The 16,150-nt window shown below is 33.7% G+C and carries 17 protein-coding genes; 12 read left to right on the forward strand and 5 right to left on the reverse strand.

Annotated elements, in window-relative coordinates; all coding sequences use genetic code 11:
• Positions 1–232: 232 nt before the first annotated feature.
• Both P8K68_RS01605 and P8K68_RS01610 read right to left on the reverse strand, forming a co-directional pair.
• A complete protein-coding gene (locus P8K68_RS01605; RefSeq protein WP_300247531.1) occupies positions 233–874 on the reverse strand; it encodes a ribonuclease H family protein in 642 nt (213 codons plus the stop codon).
• Positions 867–1,433, reverse strand: a complete 567-nt coding sequence (locus P8K68_RS01610; protein WP_300247533.1) for a phosphoribosylglycinamide formyltransferase — start codon at positions 1,431–1,433, stop codon at positions 867–869. Before P8K68_RS01610 ends, P8K68_RS01605 begins: the two co-directional genes overlap by 8 nt.
• Positions 1,434–1,709: 276 nt before the next feature.
• Here P8K68_RS01610 and P8K68_RS01615 point away from each other — a divergent pair, with 276 nt between their 5' ends.
• The 5 genes from P8K68_RS01615 (at position 1,710) to pyk (ending at position 6,012) form a co-directional block, all read left to right on the forward strand.
• On the forward strand, positions 1,710–1,943 hold the full coding sequence (locus P8K68_RS01615; RefSeq protein WP_007647141.1) for an acyl carrier protein: 234 nt from the start codon (positions 1,710–1,712) through the stop codon (positions 1,941–1,943).
• A 21-nt stretch (positions 1,944–1,964) separates the two neighbouring features.
• Positions 1,965–3,215: a beta-ketoacyl-ACP synthase II gene (gene fabF, locus P8K68_RS01620; RefSeq protein ID WP_300247535.1), complete on the forward strand. Its 1,251-nt coding sequence runs from the start codon at positions 1,965–1,967 to the stop codon at positions 3,213–3,215.
• Between the two features lie 7 nt (positions 3,216–3,222).
• Complete coding sequence (gene rnc / locus P8K68_RS01625) at positions 3,223–3,963, forward strand: ribonuclease III (RefSeq protein WP_300247537.1); 741 nt, start codon at positions 3,223–3,225, stop codon at positions 3,961–3,963.
• A 121-nt stretch (positions 3,964–4,084) separates the two neighbouring features.
• A complete protein-coding gene (locus P8K68_RS01630) occupies positions 4,085–4,570 on the forward strand; it encodes an IPExxxVDY family protein (protein ID WP_300247539.1) in 486 nt (161 codons plus the stop codon).
• The gene (pyk, locus tag P8K68_RS01635) at positions 4,570–6,012 is read left to right on the forward strand and encodes a pyruvate kinase (RefSeq protein WP_300247541.1); all 1,443 of its coding nucleotides are present in this window, start codon (positions 4,570–4,572) and stop codon (positions 6,010–6,012) included. Before P8K68_RS01630 ends, pyk begins: the two co-directional genes overlap by 1 nt.
• Before the next feature lie 276 nt (positions 6,013–6,288).
• Here the strand turns inward: pyk and P8K68_RS01640 are convergent, their stop codons facing one another.
• Together P8K68_RS01640 and dinB are read right to left on the reverse strand one after the other, a co-directional pair.
• Entirely contained in the window at positions 6,289–6,882 is a 594-nt protein-coding gene (locus P8K68_RS01640) for a hypothetical protein (RefSeq protein WP_300247543.1), read from the reverse strand.
• Between the two features lie 128 nt (positions 6,883–7,010).
• Positions 7,011–8,111: a DNA polymerase IV gene (gene dinB / locus P8K68_RS01645; RefSeq protein ID WP_300247545.1), complete on the reverse strand. Its 1,101-nt coding sequence runs from the start codon at positions 8,109–8,111 to the stop codon at positions 7,011–7,013.
• Between the two features lie 75 nt (positions 8,112–8,186).
• Between dinB and P8K68_RS01650 the strand changes: the two genes are divergently transcribed.
• From P8K68_RS01650 to P8K68_RS01660, 3 genes are all read left to right on the forward strand, one after another.
• Complete coding sequence (locus P8K68_RS01650; protein WP_300247547.1) at positions 8,187–8,660, forward strand: CYTH domain-containing protein; 474 nt, start codon at positions 8,187–8,189, stop codon at positions 8,658–8,660.
• Positions 8,657–9,214: a hypothetical protein gene (locus P8K68_RS01655; RefSeq protein WP_300247549.1), complete on the forward strand. Its 558-nt coding sequence runs from the start codon at positions 8,657–8,659 to the stop codon at positions 9,212–9,214. Before P8K68_RS01650 ends, P8K68_RS01655 begins: the two co-directional genes overlap by 4 nt.
• Positions 9,215–9,493: 279 nt before the next feature.
• Positions 9,494–11,224: a T9SS type B sorting domain-containing protein gene (locus P8K68_RS01660; protein ID WP_300247551.1), complete on the forward strand. Its 1,731-nt coding sequence runs from the start codon at positions 9,494–9,496 to the stop codon at positions 11,222–11,224.
• 222 nt (positions 11,225–11,446) lie between these two features.
• On the opposite strand, the gene P8K68_RS01665 is transcribed toward P8K68_RS01660, so the two are convergent.
• Positions 11,447–13,081, reverse strand: coding sequence for an ABC-F family ATP-binding cassette domain-containing protein (locus P8K68_RS01665; RefSeq protein WP_300247552.1), 1,635 nt, complete (start codon positions 13,079–13,081; stop codon positions 11,447–11,449).
• A gap of 88 nt (positions 13,082–13,169) precedes the next feature.
• On the opposite strand from P8K68_RS01665, the gene P8K68_RS01670 reads away from it, so the two are divergent.
• The 4 genes from P8K68_RS01670 to rpsB all read left to right on the forward strand — a co-directional run bounded on the left by P8K68_RS01670 (position 13,170) and on the right by rpsB (position 16,132).
• Complete coding sequence (locus P8K68_RS01670; protein WP_300247554.1) at positions 13,170–14,132, forward strand: L-threonylcarbamoyladenylate synthase; 963 nt, start codon at positions 13,170–13,172, stop codon at positions 14,130–14,132.
• 132 nt (positions 14,133–14,264) lie between these two features.
• Entirely contained in the window at positions 14,265–14,720 is a 456-nt protein-coding gene (gene rplM, locus P8K68_RS01675; RefSeq protein ID WP_300247556.1) for a 50S ribosomal protein L13, read from the forward strand.
• A gap of 1 nt (position 14,721) precedes the next feature.
• Positions 14,722–15,108, forward strand: coding sequence for a 30S ribosomal protein S9 (gene rpsI / locus P8K68_RS01680; protein ID WP_300247558.1), 387 nt, complete (start codon positions 14,722–14,724; stop codon positions 15,106–15,108).
• A gap of 199 nt (positions 15,109–15,307) precedes the next feature.
• Positions 15,308–16,132 carry a 30S ribosomal protein S2 gene (gene rpsB / locus P8K68_RS01685; RefSeq protein ID WP_300247560.1) on the forward strand — a complete coding sequence of 275 codons (825 nt, stop codon included), beginning with the start codon at positions 15,308–15,310 and terminating at the stop codon, positions 16,130–16,132.
• Positions 16,133–16,150: the final 18 nt, after the last annotated feature.

The raw sequence follows: 16,150 nt of genomic DNA on the forward strand, positions 1-16,150 counted from the left end.
AAATAAATCTGTAATTTTAGAGTAACAAAACATAGATAGGTTTTTAGATTAATAAATTGAATTTCAGTACTTTAATTTACTAAAAATCTATCTTTTTTACTATTAAAACTTATCTAAATATTAATCGAACTCAGGTTATTATCAATTGAAGATTGGGGGATATAATTTATTATGTTCCCTAACTTTTTTTAAGATTTTAAAAGGCAATAATAAATGTGTTTAGAAATGCAGATTATTTTCTTCCAAAATCGGCTGGAATTTCACCCCAAGCTTTAGTTTCCCATTTTACTATAATCGTATTGTAAGTGTTATTTTTAAGCCAATCAATGGCTCTATCAACTAAGTTAAAAACAGGTTTATTTTTCTGGTTACGCTCTAGTTTCGTATTGCAGGTTTTCTTCCTAACCCAACTCATTGCAGTTTTAGAATCTGTGTAAAGTATTCTATCACTATTATTCTTTTTAAGTATGGCTAAACCATGTACCAAAGCTAAAAATTCACCTATATTATTAGTGCCTTCTTCAAAAGGGCCTTGAATGAATAATTGTTTTTTTGTTTTAGTATCTACACCACGATATTCCATTATGCCAGGATTTCCGCTAGAGGCAGCATCAACAGAAATAGAATTATAATTTGGTTGCCCTATTTTTTTGAGTTGCTCAGAAGACAATTCGCTTTTAAAACTTTTATCTTTTCCAATGTAGTCAAAATAATTACCTTTTAAAGCCGCTTTTGCAGCATCAAACGTTGAAAATGATTTGTATTGAGCGCCTTGAAAATCTTTTATTTGCGCTTTACAATCGTTCCAAGAGTCAAAAACACCAGTGTGATGTCCTTTCCAAACGGTATAATATTTCTTTTTCTTTTTACTCATTTAAAAGCTTCTCCACAACCTTTGGAAAATGTTCCATCTCCAATTCATGAATCTTAGCAGCAACATCTTCAGCAGAATCATCACTATTTACATCACATGTCGCCTGAAAAATAATAGCACCTTCATCATAAAATTCGTTTACATAATGAATGGTTATACCGGTTTGTTTTTCTTTATTAGCAACAACAGCTTCATGGACGTGCATACCGTACATGCCTTTTCCGCCATATTTTGGTAATAATGCAGGGTGTACATTAATAACTTTATTGGGGAAAGCATTCAATATATTTTCAGGAAATTTCCATAAAAAACCAGCCAAAACAATTAAGTCTGGTTTTGAAGCTTTTAATATATTAAGTACGTCATCAGTCTCTAATAGAGCTATTCTATTGAATGATAGTGCGCTAACCTTTAGTTTTTTTGCCCGTTCTAAAACTTTGGCATGAGGATTGTTAGTTAACACTTGAATAACAGACACAGTATCGCTGTTGTGAAAAAACTTAATTAAATTTTCAGCATTAGTGCCACTTCCGGACGCAAAAATTACAATACGTTTCATCTGTTGGTTTTTATTTTAAAATTAATGTGAGATGTAATTCGTAAATCGAAATTACAACAATGTTCAGCAAAATTCGTAAGCTCATTTCATTTTACAAGCTATAGTGTAAATATTATTCGAACAAAAAAAAGAATAATTATTAACAATTAGAAGGGAAAAAGTAAATACTTAAAAGTAATTTTAGTAAATTACAACCACATTTTTATTATAAAAGTGTATTATAAAATAAAGTTTTTTATTTTTGCCAACTAATTAAAACATTTAAATTAAAAGATTATGTCAGACATTGCATCAAGAGTAAAAGCCATTATCGTGGATAAACTAGGAGTAGATGAGAACGAAGTTGTAACAGAAGCTAGCTTCACAAACGATTTAGGAGCCGACTCTTTAGACACTGTAGAATTAATTATGGAATTCGAAAAAGAATTTGATATTCAAATACCAGATGACCAAGCTGAAAACATCGCTACAGTAGGTCAAGCTATCTCTTATATAGAAGCAGCTAAATAAGTAAAATCAAGCAAATACTTTATGGAATTAAAGCGCGTTGTAGTCACAGGATTAGGAGCTTTAACACCAATTGGCAATACCATAGATGAATATTGGGAAGGCTTAATTAGTGGTAAAAGTGGAGCTGCGCCTATAACATATTACGACACCGAAAAGTTTAAAACAAAATTCGCTTGCGAATTAAAAAACTTTAATGTTACTGACTTTATAGATAGAAAAGAGTCTAGAAGAATGGACAAGTTTGCTCAATACGCTATGGTAGCGGCAGACGAAGCTATTGCGGATTCTAAGTTAAATCTAGATGAAGTTAATAAGTTACGTGTTGGTGTTATATGGGGAGCAGGTATTGGTGGTTTAGAAACCTTTCAGAATGAAGTTTTAAACTTTGCTGCTGGCGATGGAACACCAAGATTTAACCCATTCTTTATTCCAAAAATGATTGCTGATATTGCACCAGGAAACATCTCTATAAAACATGGTTTTATGGGGCCAAATTACACGACAGTTTCTGCATGTGCATCTTCTGCAAACGCTATGTTTGATGCTTTAAACTCGATACGTTTAGGGCACACAGATGTGGTTGTTACAGGCGGAAGTGAAGCTGCAGTAACTATTGCTGGTATGGGAGGTTTTAATGCGATGCATGCGCTATCTACTAGAAATGAAAGTCCTGAAACAGCCTCGCGTCCTTTTGACGCTTCAAGAGATGGTTTTGTTTTAGGTGAAGGTGCGGGAGCACTAGTTCTAGAAGAATACGAACATGCAAAAGCAAGAGGGGCTAAAATATATGCTGAATGTATTGGAGGAGGTTTATCTTCTGATGCATATCATATGACAGCACCACACCCAGAAGGTATTGGGGTTATAGCAGTAATGAAGAATTGTTTAGAAAATGCAGGCTTAAAGCCAGAAGATGTTGACCATATTAATACACATGGTACATCTACACCTTTAGGTGATGTTGCAGAACTTAAAGCAATTTCAGAAGTATTTGGAAGTCACGCTAAAAATATAAATATAAATTCAACAAAATCAATGACAGGTCACCTTTTAGGTGCTGCTGGGGCTATTGAAGCTATTTCGGTTATATTGGCAATGGAACACGGTATTGTACCTCCAACAATAAACCACACTACAGTAGATGAAAACATTGATCCTGAATTAAATTTAACCTTAAACAAGGCACAAAAGCGCGACGTAAAAGTAGCAATGAGTAATACATTTGGATTTGGCGGTCACAACGCTTGTGTAATATTCAAAAAAATAGATTAAATCCCGAATGGATAGCATTCGTAACATACTAAATTCCCGTTTTAAACGCAACGGGAATTTTTTTATGGAATTAACTCAAATACTAGGGTTTAAACCTAAGACTATTAAATATTACAAAAAGGCCTTTACCCATCGGTCTATGAATATTAAAGATACTAAAGGAAACCCGTTTAATTACGAACGTCTAGAATTTTTAGGAGATGCGATGCTAAGTTCAGTAATTGCATCACATCTATATCTTGAAGTGCCAAGTGGCGATGAAGGCTACTTAACCAAAATGCGATCAAAAATTGTGAGTAGAGAGCATTTAAACGAGTTGGGTAAAGATTTAAAACTAATTGATTTAGTTGAAAGTAAAATTCCTCCAGGTCAATTTGGAGATAATATTCACGGTAATTTATTTGAAGCTTTAGTAGGCGCTATTTTTTTAGATAGAGGTTATAAGTATAGTGAAAAATTTATTTTTAAACGTGTTATCATTCCTCATGTAGATATTGAAACCCTAGAAGGACGGGTTATTAGTTACAAAAGTTTACTTATTGAATGGTGTCAAAAGGAAAAGAAAACATTTGGCTATAATGTTTATGAAGATTCAGGAAATGATGATGTTAGGCATTTTTCTGTAAAACTATCTATTGATAATAAAGTGATTTCCAAAGCCAGAGCAACTTCAAAGAAAAAAGCTGAAGAAAAGGCTTCAAAACGTGCCTTTTTTGCTTTCCAAAGTAAAATGTCGAAGATGCTATAGTAAGTATAAATAACAAACTAATCAACTACAACGTTTTAGTTCTATTTATTGTCAAGATTGGCATTAACTTTATACAACTAATCTTTATAAATACTATATTTACCAAGTTTAAATATAAGTTATGGCTGTTCACAAACTTATTCTTGATGATACTTTTGATGATGCATTATATACCTTAATTGCAATACATTGCAGGCTAGAAGACTATCGTTTAGCATATCTTCTTAACAAGTATTTAGGTATAACGCTGTCGAGAAAATCATCAGACATAGATTATAAAAACGGACAAGTTTCCTATTCAATTTATGAGTGGGAAGATCATAAACAATTAATAACATGGAGTTTAGTTTCTAATATTTGTAAAACAGAAGCCCTTCAGCAATCAGATTATAAGTCGTTATTCGATAACCAAGATAAAATAACCAAAACATTTCAGTTATTGCCAGAGCATAAAACTGTAAACTATTTTTTAAAAATAGATAGTGAGTTTAGTTTTAGTAAAGAAAAATATATTTTAGAAAGTATATTAAAAATACCTAGAATTGCAACCGCTTACAGTTTAGACTCGAATAAATTGAAATCAAAAGATAATTTAATTTTTAACTAATGTCAATAGATAAAAAAACCAAAATAGTAGCAACGTTAGGACCTGCTACGAGCACAAAAGAAGTTTTAAAAGGGATGCTTGAAGAAGGTGCTAATGTATTTAGAATAAACTTTTCGCACGCAGATTATAATGATGTAAAAGAGCGTATTCAAATGATACGGGAACTTAATGAAGAGTTCGGTTTTACAGCAGCAATCCTAGCAGATTTACAAGGGCCAAAGCTTCGTGTTGGTGTTATGAAAGAAGAGGTAGTTGTAAATCCAGGAGATGAGATTATTTTTGCTACTGGCGAACGTTTTGAAGGTACAAAAGAGCGTGTTTATATGACTTACGATAGGTTTCCGCAAGATGCAAAACCTGGTGAGCGTATTCTTTTAGATGATGGAAAATTACTTTTTGAAGTCATCTCAACAGACGGTAAGTCAGAAGTAAAAGCCAAAGTTATTCAAGGCGGTCCATTAAAATCTAAGAAAGGTGTAAACCTTCCAAATACAGATATTTCTCAACCAGCTTTAACAGAAAAAGATATTGAAGATGCTATTTTCGCCATCAGTTTAAATGTTGATTGGATAGCACTTTCTTTTGTACGTCATGCAGAAGATTTAATGCAATTGCGTGATTTAATAGCAGAACATGGGAGTTATAAAATTCCAATTATTGCAAAAATTGAAAAACCAGAAGCTGTAGAAAACATAGATAAAATTGTTGCACACTGTGATGGTTTAATGGTAGCTCGTGGTGATCTAGGTGTAGAAGTTCCTGCAGAAGAAGTACCACTAATTCAAAAGCAATTAGTATTGCGTGCTAAAAAAGCAAGAATTCCAGTAATTATTGCAACGCAAATGATGGAAACTATGATTGATAGTTTAACGCCAACAAGAGCAGAAGTAAACGATGTTGCAAACTCTGTAATGGATGGTGCTGATGCCGTAATGCTATCTGGCGAAACTTCAGTTGGTCAATACCCTGTGCAGGTAATTAAGCAAATGGCAAACATTTTAAAAAACGTAGAGAACTCAAAATTAATTCAAGTTCCTCAATTGCCACCACACATTCGTACCAACCGTTTTATCACAAAATCTATATGTTATCATGCCGCTAATATGGCAAACGAAATTAACGCAAAAGCCATTTCAACGTTAACAAATAGTGGGTATACAGCATTTCAAATTTCGGCTTGGAGACCATCATGTCATATTTTAGTATTTACATCAAACAAACGTATTTTAACCCGTTTAAGTTTACTTTGGGGTGTTCGTGCATTCTATTACGATAAATTTGTAAGTACTGATGAAACCATTGAAGATGTTAATGCCATAGCCTGTAAAATGGGATATTTAGATGTTGGCGATATGCTTATTAGTTTAGCAGCCATGCCAATGAAAGACAAAGGTATGGTTAACACGCTACGTGTTACAGAAATTGAAACTTGTAATTTATAGCATTATAAATATTTGGGCGTTACCTAAAGGTCGCGCTTTTACACTATATCTTTTAAATAGAAAAAACTGCTTTTTAGCAGTTTTTTCTATTTAAAAGGATGCCGTTTCAATCGCTAACGCATTTGTTTATTAAGTTTTGTTTTTAATTGGAAGGTGGTGTGTTTTAGGGAGGTTCGTTTAACGTTTATGTATAAGGAAAATCAGAAGCTAGCAAACGAGCAACTAACTTTGGTCTAGCCAAAACTAGCAATTTTTTTTATACGGTGTTAGGCATAGTTATTCTATTTCATCTGAATATCTTTTGAAATATGCCTCATCAATGTCATCAATTCCTAGTTCATCACTTAATTTTTTTTTCATAAATTCAAACAAGGCATTATTGTGGTGAATCTCTTGCTTGGATTTTCTTTGATTGTCTTCATAATAACTGTTAATTTTTACTAAGAACCTGAATAAATCTTCTGTTAGATGAAAGTATAAGAGTCTTGTATTATTCTCAAAATCCAAATCAATATTTTCTTCTGTTTGATACCAATTTTTTAAATTTCTTTCAATATTAGAGTATGTTTTAGATAATGAAAAAAAATCTCTCCAAGTCTCTATTTTTCTTAAATGGGCAAACTTATTTCTAATTTGAGAAAATACTTCTATTTTTTTTGCCATCTCAGAATCAACACCAATTACATCCTTTATCAATAATACTTTTTGATAAAAACTTAAAGAACCAAAATTATGGCCTAATGCCTTTGAATCTAATATATCTATTCCTAATAGTTTACAAATTGTTTCCGAAGTAATTTCTTCAATTAATAGAGAATGATCCAAGACAATATATCTAGTTATATCAGATTTAGAAAAACTATAAATCATTATTTATTTTTTAATTGTGCCTAATGCTCTGATAAAAAAATCGTTTTAATGTTTTTTATCATTCGTTAAACAAATTTAGCTAATTTTTCTGACAAAGTCAAGTAGTACTTCAATCCTTTTAAACCAATTTAAAACTCAAACCGCAACTGAACACTAACGCTTTTTTTTAACTCAGGTTTTTTCTTCTTTTCAGTATTTAAATTAGACATAGAAATACCTAACAACCGCACCGAATTACTCAACTTTTCTTGGTACAATAAATCTTTTGCAGTTTCTAATATCACGTTTTTATCACCAATATAATAGGGTAAGGTTTTGCTTCGTGTTTGTAACGTAAAATCACTATATTTTATCTTTAACGTTACCGTTTTTCCAGCAACTTTACTTTTTAGCAATCTACGCGCCACTTCTTCGGCAATATGCTCTAGCTTTTCCAACATAAAAACTTCAGAAGATAAATTTTCGCTAAACGTACGTTCGGCAGCTAAACTTTTTCTGGTTCTTTGCGGTTTCACTTCACTGGTATGAATGCCTCTAACAATATAATAATAGTAGCCTCCAGATTTACCGAAGTTTTCAGTTAAATATGCTAAAGATTTCTGCTTCAAATCCAATCCTGTAAAAATGCCTTTTTGGTACATTTTTTCTGCGGTTACTTTACCAACACCGTAAAACTTCCTAATATCCAGTGCTTCTAAAAACTCAAGAACTTCTTCTGGATTTACCGTTTTTTGTCCGTTAGGCTTGTTATAATCACTAGCCACTTTAGCAATAAACTTATTAATAGAAATGCCAGCCGAAGCCGTTAAACCAACTTCATCTAAAATTCGTGCTTTTATCTCTTTGGCAATTAAAGACGCACTAGGGTTTCCCTTTTTGTTTTTGGTCACGTCTAAATAAGCTTCATCAAGAGATAGCGGTTCTACCAAATTTGTGTAATCATAAAAAATATTTCTAATCGCATCAGAAATCTCTCTGTAGCGATCAAAATTCGTCTTTACAAAAATAAGATGCGGACATAGTTTTATAGCCAAAGCCCCTGCCATGGCACTTTTAACACCATATTTTCTAGCTTCATAACTGGCAGCACTAACCACGCCTCGTTTTCCACCACCACCAACAGCAATAGCTTTACCTTTAAGTTCAGGATTATCCAATTGCTCTACAGAGGCATAAAAAGCATCCATATCTACATGAATAATTTTTCGTATTGGTAAATTGGTTAACATACTGTAAATTTAGGCATTAATTATTTTTCATATTTTAAAAATTAAGATTTATAATTAATTAGAAATAGCTTTTTAATGATAGAAATAGAACGAAAATTTTTGATAACTTCTGAAGCTTATAAAAAAGAAGCCTTCCGAAAGACTAGAATTAGCCAAGGATTTTTAAATACCCATAAAGCACGTACCGTTCGTGTTAGATTGAGAGATAATATAGGACTTATAACCGTAAAAGGACTATCAACTAGCAATGGGTTATCAAGGTTTGAATGGGAAAAAGAAATTTCTAAAAAAGAAGCAGAAGCACTTTTAAAACTCTGTGAACCAACAATAATTGATAAAATACGTTATGAAATAAAAGCAGGGAAACATATTTTTGAAGTAGACGAATTTTTTAAAGATAATGAAGGTTTAATTATTGCAGAAGTAGAGTTAGAAAGTGAAAACGAAACCTTTGAAAAACCGAGTTGGTTGGGAGAAGAAGTTACCGGACACATTAAATATTATAATTCGCAATTAAGTAAGCACCCTTATAATACCTGGAAATCATGAAAAAAACAATATTTGTATTACTATTTTTTTTCCTCTTTTTTGGTTGTAAAGAGGAATCAAAAACAACATTACCAGATATAGATAATGAGGTTGAATCGGTTTTAATTGAAGTAAAAGATTCTATCATAGAAGAACCTAAAGAAGTTATTGAAACAGTTGTTCCAAAAACTATAGAACAAATTAAAAAAGACTTGACAGCCAAAGGTTTTAAAATCTTTGATTATGTTGATGAGAAAACGAAAGATACCATTTTAATGCAACAGTATTTTATGGCATTTTTAAAAAAAGGACCTATTCGTGGGCAAAATGAAGAAGAATCTGCAGAACTTCAAACGCTACATTTGGCACATTTAAAAAAAATGTATGACTTAGGTTATGCTGATATTTCAGGGCCTTTTGGAGATGACGGAGATATTCGTGGCATTACTATTTATAATGTACCTACACTTAAAATGGCAGACAGTTTAGCAAATTCAGATCCCATGGTCATTGCCGGACGACTAAACATTGAAATTCATCCTTGGTGGGCTGGTAAAGGGTTTACTTTAAGATAATTTTCTCTACTTTTATACGTGTATTGTTTTTGTATAGGTGTATTTCGTCTATTGTAATTTTTGGTTATAAAACTTTTCATTAATATAGCTTTATTAATTCAATCATACAGTTGTTTTTAAAACTTAAATCTAGATTATATCAATAAAAATAGTGTTTCTATATTAATCGTTTTTGTTTGTTTTTTTACTCAGAACACTCAAGCACAACTAGGTTTTTGCTCAGGCAATTCTGGCGACCCTATTTTTACAGAAAACTTTGGTACAGGAGGAACAACACAGTTGCCTATAGGGACCACATCTTATGCCTTTATAAGTACGTCACCTAATGATGGTTTTTATAATGTTTCTAGTAATACAAATTGGTTTGGGTGGCATGATATTGAAGACCATACTAGTAATGATACAAATGGTAAAATGCTGGTTATTAATGCTGATTTTACCTCCGGAGAGTTCTACAGAACAACAGTAAACGGGCTTTGCGAAAACACAACTTACGAGTTTTCTTCATGGATGATAAATTTATTACCAGCTTCTGGCTGTAACGGAGTAGGAATACCAATAAATGTAAAATTTGAAATTTGGGATAACACAGATACTAATCTTTTAGCTAGCGGCGATACAGGTAATATAAATGGAACATCAAGCCCAAATTGGCAGCAGTATGCATTAGTATTTCAGACTTTGCCAAGTCAAACATCTGTGATATTAAAAATGAAAAACAATGGTGTAGGAGGTTGCGGAAATGATTTAGCGCTTGATGATATTATTTTTAAATCTTGTGGAGATGCTATTGCAATTGAAGACACATCAAATATGAATTTAATTAGCGTATGTGAAGATGCGCTACCTTTCTCAGTAACACTAACGGCACTGCCAGATTTTACTATTTTTTCATCACATTTTTATCAATGGCAGGAAAGTCCAGATAGTGTTAACTGGACTGATATAGCCGGAGAAACAAGCAATACTTATTCAGCAACTTCAATTAACAATAATACATTCTATAGGGTAAAAGTTGCAGAAGATGCCATTAATGTAAATAACAATTCTTGCAATTCTTCTTCCGAAATTTATGAAATTAGAATCATTTCTTTTCCTAATGCTCCTATCAGTAATGGGGATTTAATGATTTGTGAAAACGACACCACACCATTATCAGTAACTGTCCCATCCGGAGTTATAGTAAATTGGTATGATGCAGCCACAGGAGGAAATTTACTGTTAGCAAATAATACGTCATTCAACCCGACCACTTCAGGACTCTATTATGCCGAAGCAGAAACTATAGAAGGTCGATGTCAATCCACATCAAGAACAACACTTCAAATAGAATACCTCGAAACTCCAGAAGTTACAGACGAATCATTCAGCTTCTGCGAAAACACAATTATAACTCTACAAGCAGACCCAACAGACCCAAGTATCGTTACCTCCTATTTGTGGGATAATGGTAGCACCAATCAAGAAATAAATGTATCAATCTCAGGCACATATACCGTTATTGTTTCAAATAACTCATGTAGCGTAACAAAAACCATAACCCTATCGCAAATCGATAATCCAATAATTGAAAGTGTTATCTCAGACGATTATAATATCATCATAAAAACATCTAACGCTGGCGATTTTTTATATTCAATAGACGGTATTACATTTCAATCAAACCCCATATTTTCTAGTGTTGAAGGCGGACAATATACTATTTATGTTAAGCATCAAGATTGTACCGAAGCAATTACCACTCAACACATTCACTTTTATATTCCTAAATTTTTCACACCAAACGGCGACAACGTAAACGATACCTTCAATTTAAAAGGTATTGAGTTTTATAGTTTTTCACAAGTTTCTATTTTCGATAGATACGGAAAACTCCTTAAAAACGCTGTAAACACTTCTTTTTCATGGAACGGAACATTTAGCGGGCAACTGTTACCAACAGGCGATTATTGGTACGTTATTATTATAGAAGGCCAGAAGTTTACAGGGCATTTCACACTAAAACGATAAATATTTGGGCCTTACCACAAGGGTCGGGCTTTTTTCATGGTTTTGTATTTAATATTATCGAATTCATGAACATAAATGTTTCGCTATATCTTTTTAAAACGTCATTGCGATGACGAAGGGCGTGGCAATCTGCCAAATTTCAGTTCGCTCACATGTATTTTGTTATTTAAGCTTTAAAAAGAATGCCGCTGCAATCTCTAACGCGGGTGTGCTTGCCAAAATTTAGTTTAAATCCATAGCTTTTATGCTTTCTACCCTATTGCGCTCTAGAAAAGCATCAATAGTTTCAAAATGTTCAATAACACGTTGGTCTTTAAATTCAAACACCTTTTTAGATAACCCTTGTAGAAAATCACGATCGTGAGAAACCAATAGTAAAGTACCATCAAAATTTTGTAGTGCTTCTTTAAGGACGTCTTTAGATTTTAAATCGAGGTGATTGGTTGGCTCATCCAGAATAAGCAAATTTACAGGTTCCAATAGTAATTTTACCATCGCCAATCTGGTTTTTTCTCCACCAGATAAAACACTTACTTTTTTATCAATATCATCACCTTTAAACATAAAGCGCCCAAGGATGTTTTTAATTTGTGTGCGCACATCCCCTTTTGCCACCTCATCAACGGTTTGAAAAATAGTTAATTCTTCATCAAGTAAAGCAGCTTGGTTTTGCGCAAAATACCCAACTTTCACATTATGCCCCAAGCTACAAGTGCCATCAACGTTAATTTCGCCTAAAATGGCTTTAATCATAGAGGATTTTCCTTCGCCATTCCGACCAACAAAACAAACTTTTTCCCCTCTAGCAATCGACATATTTGCGTTTTTAAAAACCTGATGGTTTCCGTAAGATTTAGACACCTCCTTAACGGTTACAGGATAATCACCTGAGCGTTGCGTTGGTGGAAAACGTAATTTTAAAGCCGAGGTATCAATATCATCAATTTCTATAATATCCAATTTTTCTAACATGCGTTCTCGAGATGCCACTTGATTGGTTTTTGAGTAGGTCCCTTTAAAACGCTCAATAAACGCCATGTTATCAGCAATCATTTTTTGCTGTTCTTGATAGGCTTTTATTTGATGCGTTCGGCGGTCTTCACGCAATTGCAAGTAATGGGTATACTTCGCTTTATAATCGTAAATACGACCCATAGTCACTTCAATCGTACGATTGGTGATATTATCAATAAAAGCACGATCATGAGAAATCACAACCACAGCATTGGCTTTATTTACTAAAAAATCTTCTAGCCACACGACAGATTCAATATCAATATGGTTGGTGGGCTCATCCAATAAAATTAAATCTGGTTTTTGAAGTAAGATTTTAGCGAGTTCAATTCGCATGCGCCATCCTCCAGAAAATTCATTGGTTTGGCGCTCAAAGTCTCCTTGTTTAAAACCTAAGCCTTTGAGTGCTTTTTCAACTTCAGCATCATAATTAACATCTTCTAAGGCGTAATACTTGTCACCTAAATCTGAAACACGTTCAATAATTTTCATGTACACATCAGACTCATAATCGGTTCTAGTTTCAAGCTCCTTGTTTAGGGCTTCCATTTCATCACGCATGGAAAACACATGACTAAAAGCTTTAGAAGCTTCCTCAAAAACCGTTGTATTATCTTCTGTTAATAAATGCTGAGGCAAATAGGCAATCACCCCATCTTTTGGCGTTCTAACATGACCACGCGTGGCATTTTGTACACCAGCAATAATTTTCATCATCGTAGATTTTCCTGCACCATTTTTCCCCATTAAGGCAATTTTATCATTCTCATTTATAGTGAAAGAGACATCACTAAACAAAGTATGACCACTAAATTCTACCGCTAAACTATCTACTGAAATCATTATTATTTTTTTGAAGCAGCAAAACTAATAAAAGCACAAGAATAATTCTTTCATTTTTTTGAAGTAATATTGCAATCGGAAACTAAGTATGAGTATCATTTCAAAAGACATACAAAAAGCGGTTGCCCTTTTAAAGGCTGATAAGCTTGTGGCAATACCAACCGAAACCGTTTATGGTCTCGCAGGAAATATCTATAGTGAGAAAGCCATTAAAAGCATTTTTGCAACCAAAAAGCGCCCGTTTTTTAATCCGCTTATTGTTCATATGCCTTCAGTGGAGTCTTTAGAAACTATTGTAAGTGACGTTCCCGAAAAAGCAAAATTACTTGCTGATGCCTTTTGGCCAGGGTCTATGACGTTGGTGCTTAAAAAACAATCTAGTATTCCAGACATCATCACCGCAGGAAAAGATACCGTTGCAGTACGTGTGCCTAACCATCCTGTAACTTTAGAGCTCTTAAAACAATTACCCTTTCCGTTAGCAGCACCAAGTGCCAATCCTTTCGGGAGCATCAGCCCTACAAAACCAGAACATGTAGCACGTTATTTTAAAAACGATATCGAGCACGTTTTGGATGGTGGTGCTTGTATTAACGGCATAGAATCTACAATCATAGGTTTTGAAGATGACGAACCCATCATTTATCGTTTAGGCGCTCTTGCACTAGAAGATATTGAAGCCGTAATTGGAAAAGTGTCAATCAAAAATAAAAAAGAAGAAAGTCCAGATGCTCCTGGTATGTTAGATAGACATTATGCACCAGCTACACAAACATTTCTAACCGATACGGTTTCAGAAGACATTAAAAAACACTTAGGAAAGCGTATTGGAATTTTGCTTTTCAAATCAGACATGAAAGACGATACGATTACGACTCAAATCATCTTATCTCAAAAAGGCGATATGGCAGAAGCGGCATCAAAATTATATGATGCTTTACATGAATTAGACCATCAAAATCTAGATGTTATTATCGCTGAAAAATTCCCCAATTATGGCTTAGGAAAATCAATCAACGACAGGTTGCAACGTGCTACATTCAGTATTTAATTTTTTATTGCCTCATGGACCTGATTTTCAACTACAAAAAAACCTTAAACAAGGTTTGGTAATCCGATAGTTTATCGTAAATTTGCAAACTCTTTTTGAGAGAGGAATGTTTAATAATTAAAAAATCAAAGTGTGGACACATTAAGCTACAAAACGATTTCAGCAAACAAAGCTACTGTAAATAAGGAGTGGGTTTTGGTTGATGCTGAAGGTCAAGCGCTTGGTCGTTTAGCTTCTAAAGTTGCAAAACTTATTAGAGGTAAACACAAGCCAAACTTCACACCTCACGTAGATTGCGGAGATAACGTTATTGTTATCAATGCTGAAAAAATCACATTATCTGGTAACAAATGGGCTGACAAGTCATACATTCGTCACACCGGATATCCAGGAGGTCAAAAAAGTTTAACTGCTACAGAATTGTTTGGAAAAGATCCTGCAAGAGTAGTAGAAAAATCAGTTAAAGGAATGCTACCTAAAAATAAATTAGGTGCCGCTTTATTCCGTAACTTAACAGTTGTTGTTGGTACAGAGCATGCTCATGCAGCTCAAAAGCCAAAAACAATAAATCTAGAAGAATTTAAATAACATGGAAGTAATTCACAAAATTGGCCGTAGAAAAACGGCTGTTGCGCGCGCTTATGTTGCCCCAGGAAAAGGTAACATTACAATCAATAAAAAAGACTTAGCTAATTATTTTACTACTGCTACCTTACAGTACAAAGTAAAACAACCTTTAGTTTTGACTAACAATGACGCCAACTTTGATATTACAGTAAATGTATTCGGAGGTGGTATTACTGGTCAAGCAGAAGCTGTTCGTTTAGCAATTTCTCGCGCTATGTGCGAGGTTGATGCTGAAAACAGATTAATCTTAAAACCAGAAGGTTTATTAACAAGAGATCCAAGAATGGTTGAACGTAAGAAATTCGGTCAGAAGAAAGCTCGTAAGAAGTTTCAATTCTCTAAACGTTAATATCCTGGACTTGATTCAGGATCTGTTTTCAGATTCCTTTATCATTTTCAAACACAATAATAAATTTAAAACAGTTAGTGTTGTCCTAGTCCAAAAGACAGGATTTAGTTTAGCATCTAAATGAAGCCAAGCGCCCAAGCTAAAAAGCTAAAAGCCAAATGGAACATTGCTAATTCAACAGAACGTAAACTATTAAAAAATGGCAGTAGAAGTAAAAGAATTACTTGAAGCAGGTGTACACTTTGGACACCTTACCCGTAAGTGGAATCCAAATATGGCACCTTACGTATATATGGAACGTAATGGTATCCATATTATAAACCTTTATAAAACAGCGGCTAAAATTGACGAAGCTGGAGCAGCACTTGCTAAAATTGCAGCTTCTGGACGTAAAATTTTATTCGTTGCAACAAAAAAGCAAGCAAAAGATATTGTTGCTGAAAAAGCTGGCGAAATTAACATGCCTTACATCACTGAAAGATGGCCTGGAGGGATGTTAACTAACTTTGTTACTATTAGAAAAGCGGTTAAAAAAATGGCTTTTATTGATAGAATGAAGAAAGACGGCACGTTCATGACATTGTCTAAAAAAGAGCGTTTACAAGTTGATCGTTTAAGAGCTAAGTTAGAAAAAAACTTAGGTTCTATAAGTGATATGACGCGTTTACCTGGTGCTTTATTTGTTGTAGATATTAAGCGTGAGCATATCGCGATTAAAGAAGCTCAGAAATTAAACATTCCAATTTTTGCAATGGTTGATACCAACTCTGACCCACGTCAGGTTGATTATGTGATTCCTGCAAATGATGACGCTTCTAAATCGATAGATAAAATCTTAACCGCTGTAACATTTGCAGTATCTGAAGGATTAGCAGAACGTAAAGCTGAAAAAGAAGCTACAGCTTCTGCAAAAGAAGCTGCTCCAAAAGCTAAAAAAGAGGCCGCTCCAAAAGTTGAAGCCAAAGAAGAGGTAGTAGTTGAAAAAGCTGCTCCAGCCAAAAAAGCAACAGCTGAAGAAGAATAAAAAACATTAATACAACAC

It is taken from the genome of Algibacter sp. (assembly GCF_029245835.1).
Lineage (GTDB): Bacteria > Bacteroidota > Bacteroidia > Flavobacteriales > Flavobacteriaceae > Algibacter_B.

Excerpts from the sequence above, each read along its gene's own strand:
- P8K68_RS01605 (WP_300247531.1), bottom strand. The coding sequence starts at position 874 with ATGAGTAAAAAGAAAAAGAAATATTATACCGTTTGGAAAGGACATCAC.
- P8K68_RS01610 (WP_300247533.1), bottom strand. The coding sequence starts at position 1,433 with ATGAAACGTATTGTAATTTTTGCGTCCGGAAGTGGCACTAATGCTGAA.
- P8K68_RS01615 (WP_007647141.1), top strand. The coding sequence starts at position 1,710 with ATGTCAGACATTGCATCAAGAGTAAAAGCCATTATCGTGGATAAACTA.
- fabF (WP_300247535.1), top strand. The coding sequence starts at position 1,965 with ATGGAATTAAAGCGCGTTGTAGTCACAGGATTAGGAGCTTTAACACCA.
- rnc (WP_300247537.1), top strand. The coding sequence starts at position 3,223 with ATGGATAGCATTCGTAACATACTAAATTCCCGTTTTAAACGCAACGGG.
- P8K68_RS01630 (WP_300247539.1), top strand. The coding sequence starts at position 4,085 with ATGGCTGTTCACAAACTTATTCTTGATGATACTTTTGATGATGCATTA.
- pyk (WP_300247541.1), top strand. The coding sequence starts at position 4,570 with ATGTCAATAGATAAAAAAACCAAAATAGTAGCAACGTTAGGACCTGCT.
- P8K68_RS01640 (WP_300247543.1), bottom strand. The coding sequence starts at position 6,882 with ATGATTTATAGTTTTTCTAAATCTGATATAACTAGATATATTGTCTTG.
- dinB (WP_300247545.1), bottom strand. The coding sequence starts at position 8,111 with ATGTTAACCAATTTACCAATACGAAAAATTATTCATGTAGATATGGAT.
- P8K68_RS01650 (WP_300247547.1), top strand. The coding sequence starts at position 8,187 with ATGATAGAAATAGAACGAAAATTTTTGATAACTTCTGAAGCTTATAAA.
- P8K68_RS01655 (WP_300247549.1), top strand. The coding sequence starts at position 8,657 with ATGAAAAAAACAATATTTGTATTACTATTTTTTTTCCTCTTTTTTGGT.
- P8K68_RS01665 (WP_300247552.1), bottom strand. The coding sequence starts at position 13,081 with ATGATTTCAGTAGATAGTTTAGCGGTAGAATTTAGTGGTCATACTTTG.
- P8K68_RS01670 (WP_300247554.1), top strand. The coding sequence starts at position 13,170 with ATGAGTATCATTTCAAAAGACATACAAAAAGCGGTTGCCCTTTTAAAG.
- rpsI (WP_300247558.1), top strand. The coding sequence starts at position 14,722 with ATGGAAGTAATTCACAAAATTGGCCGTAGAAAAACGGCTGTTGCGCGC.
- rpsB (WP_300247560.1), top strand. The coding sequence starts at position 15,308 with ATGGCAGTAGAAGTAAAAGAATTACTTGAAGCAGGTGTACACTTTGGA.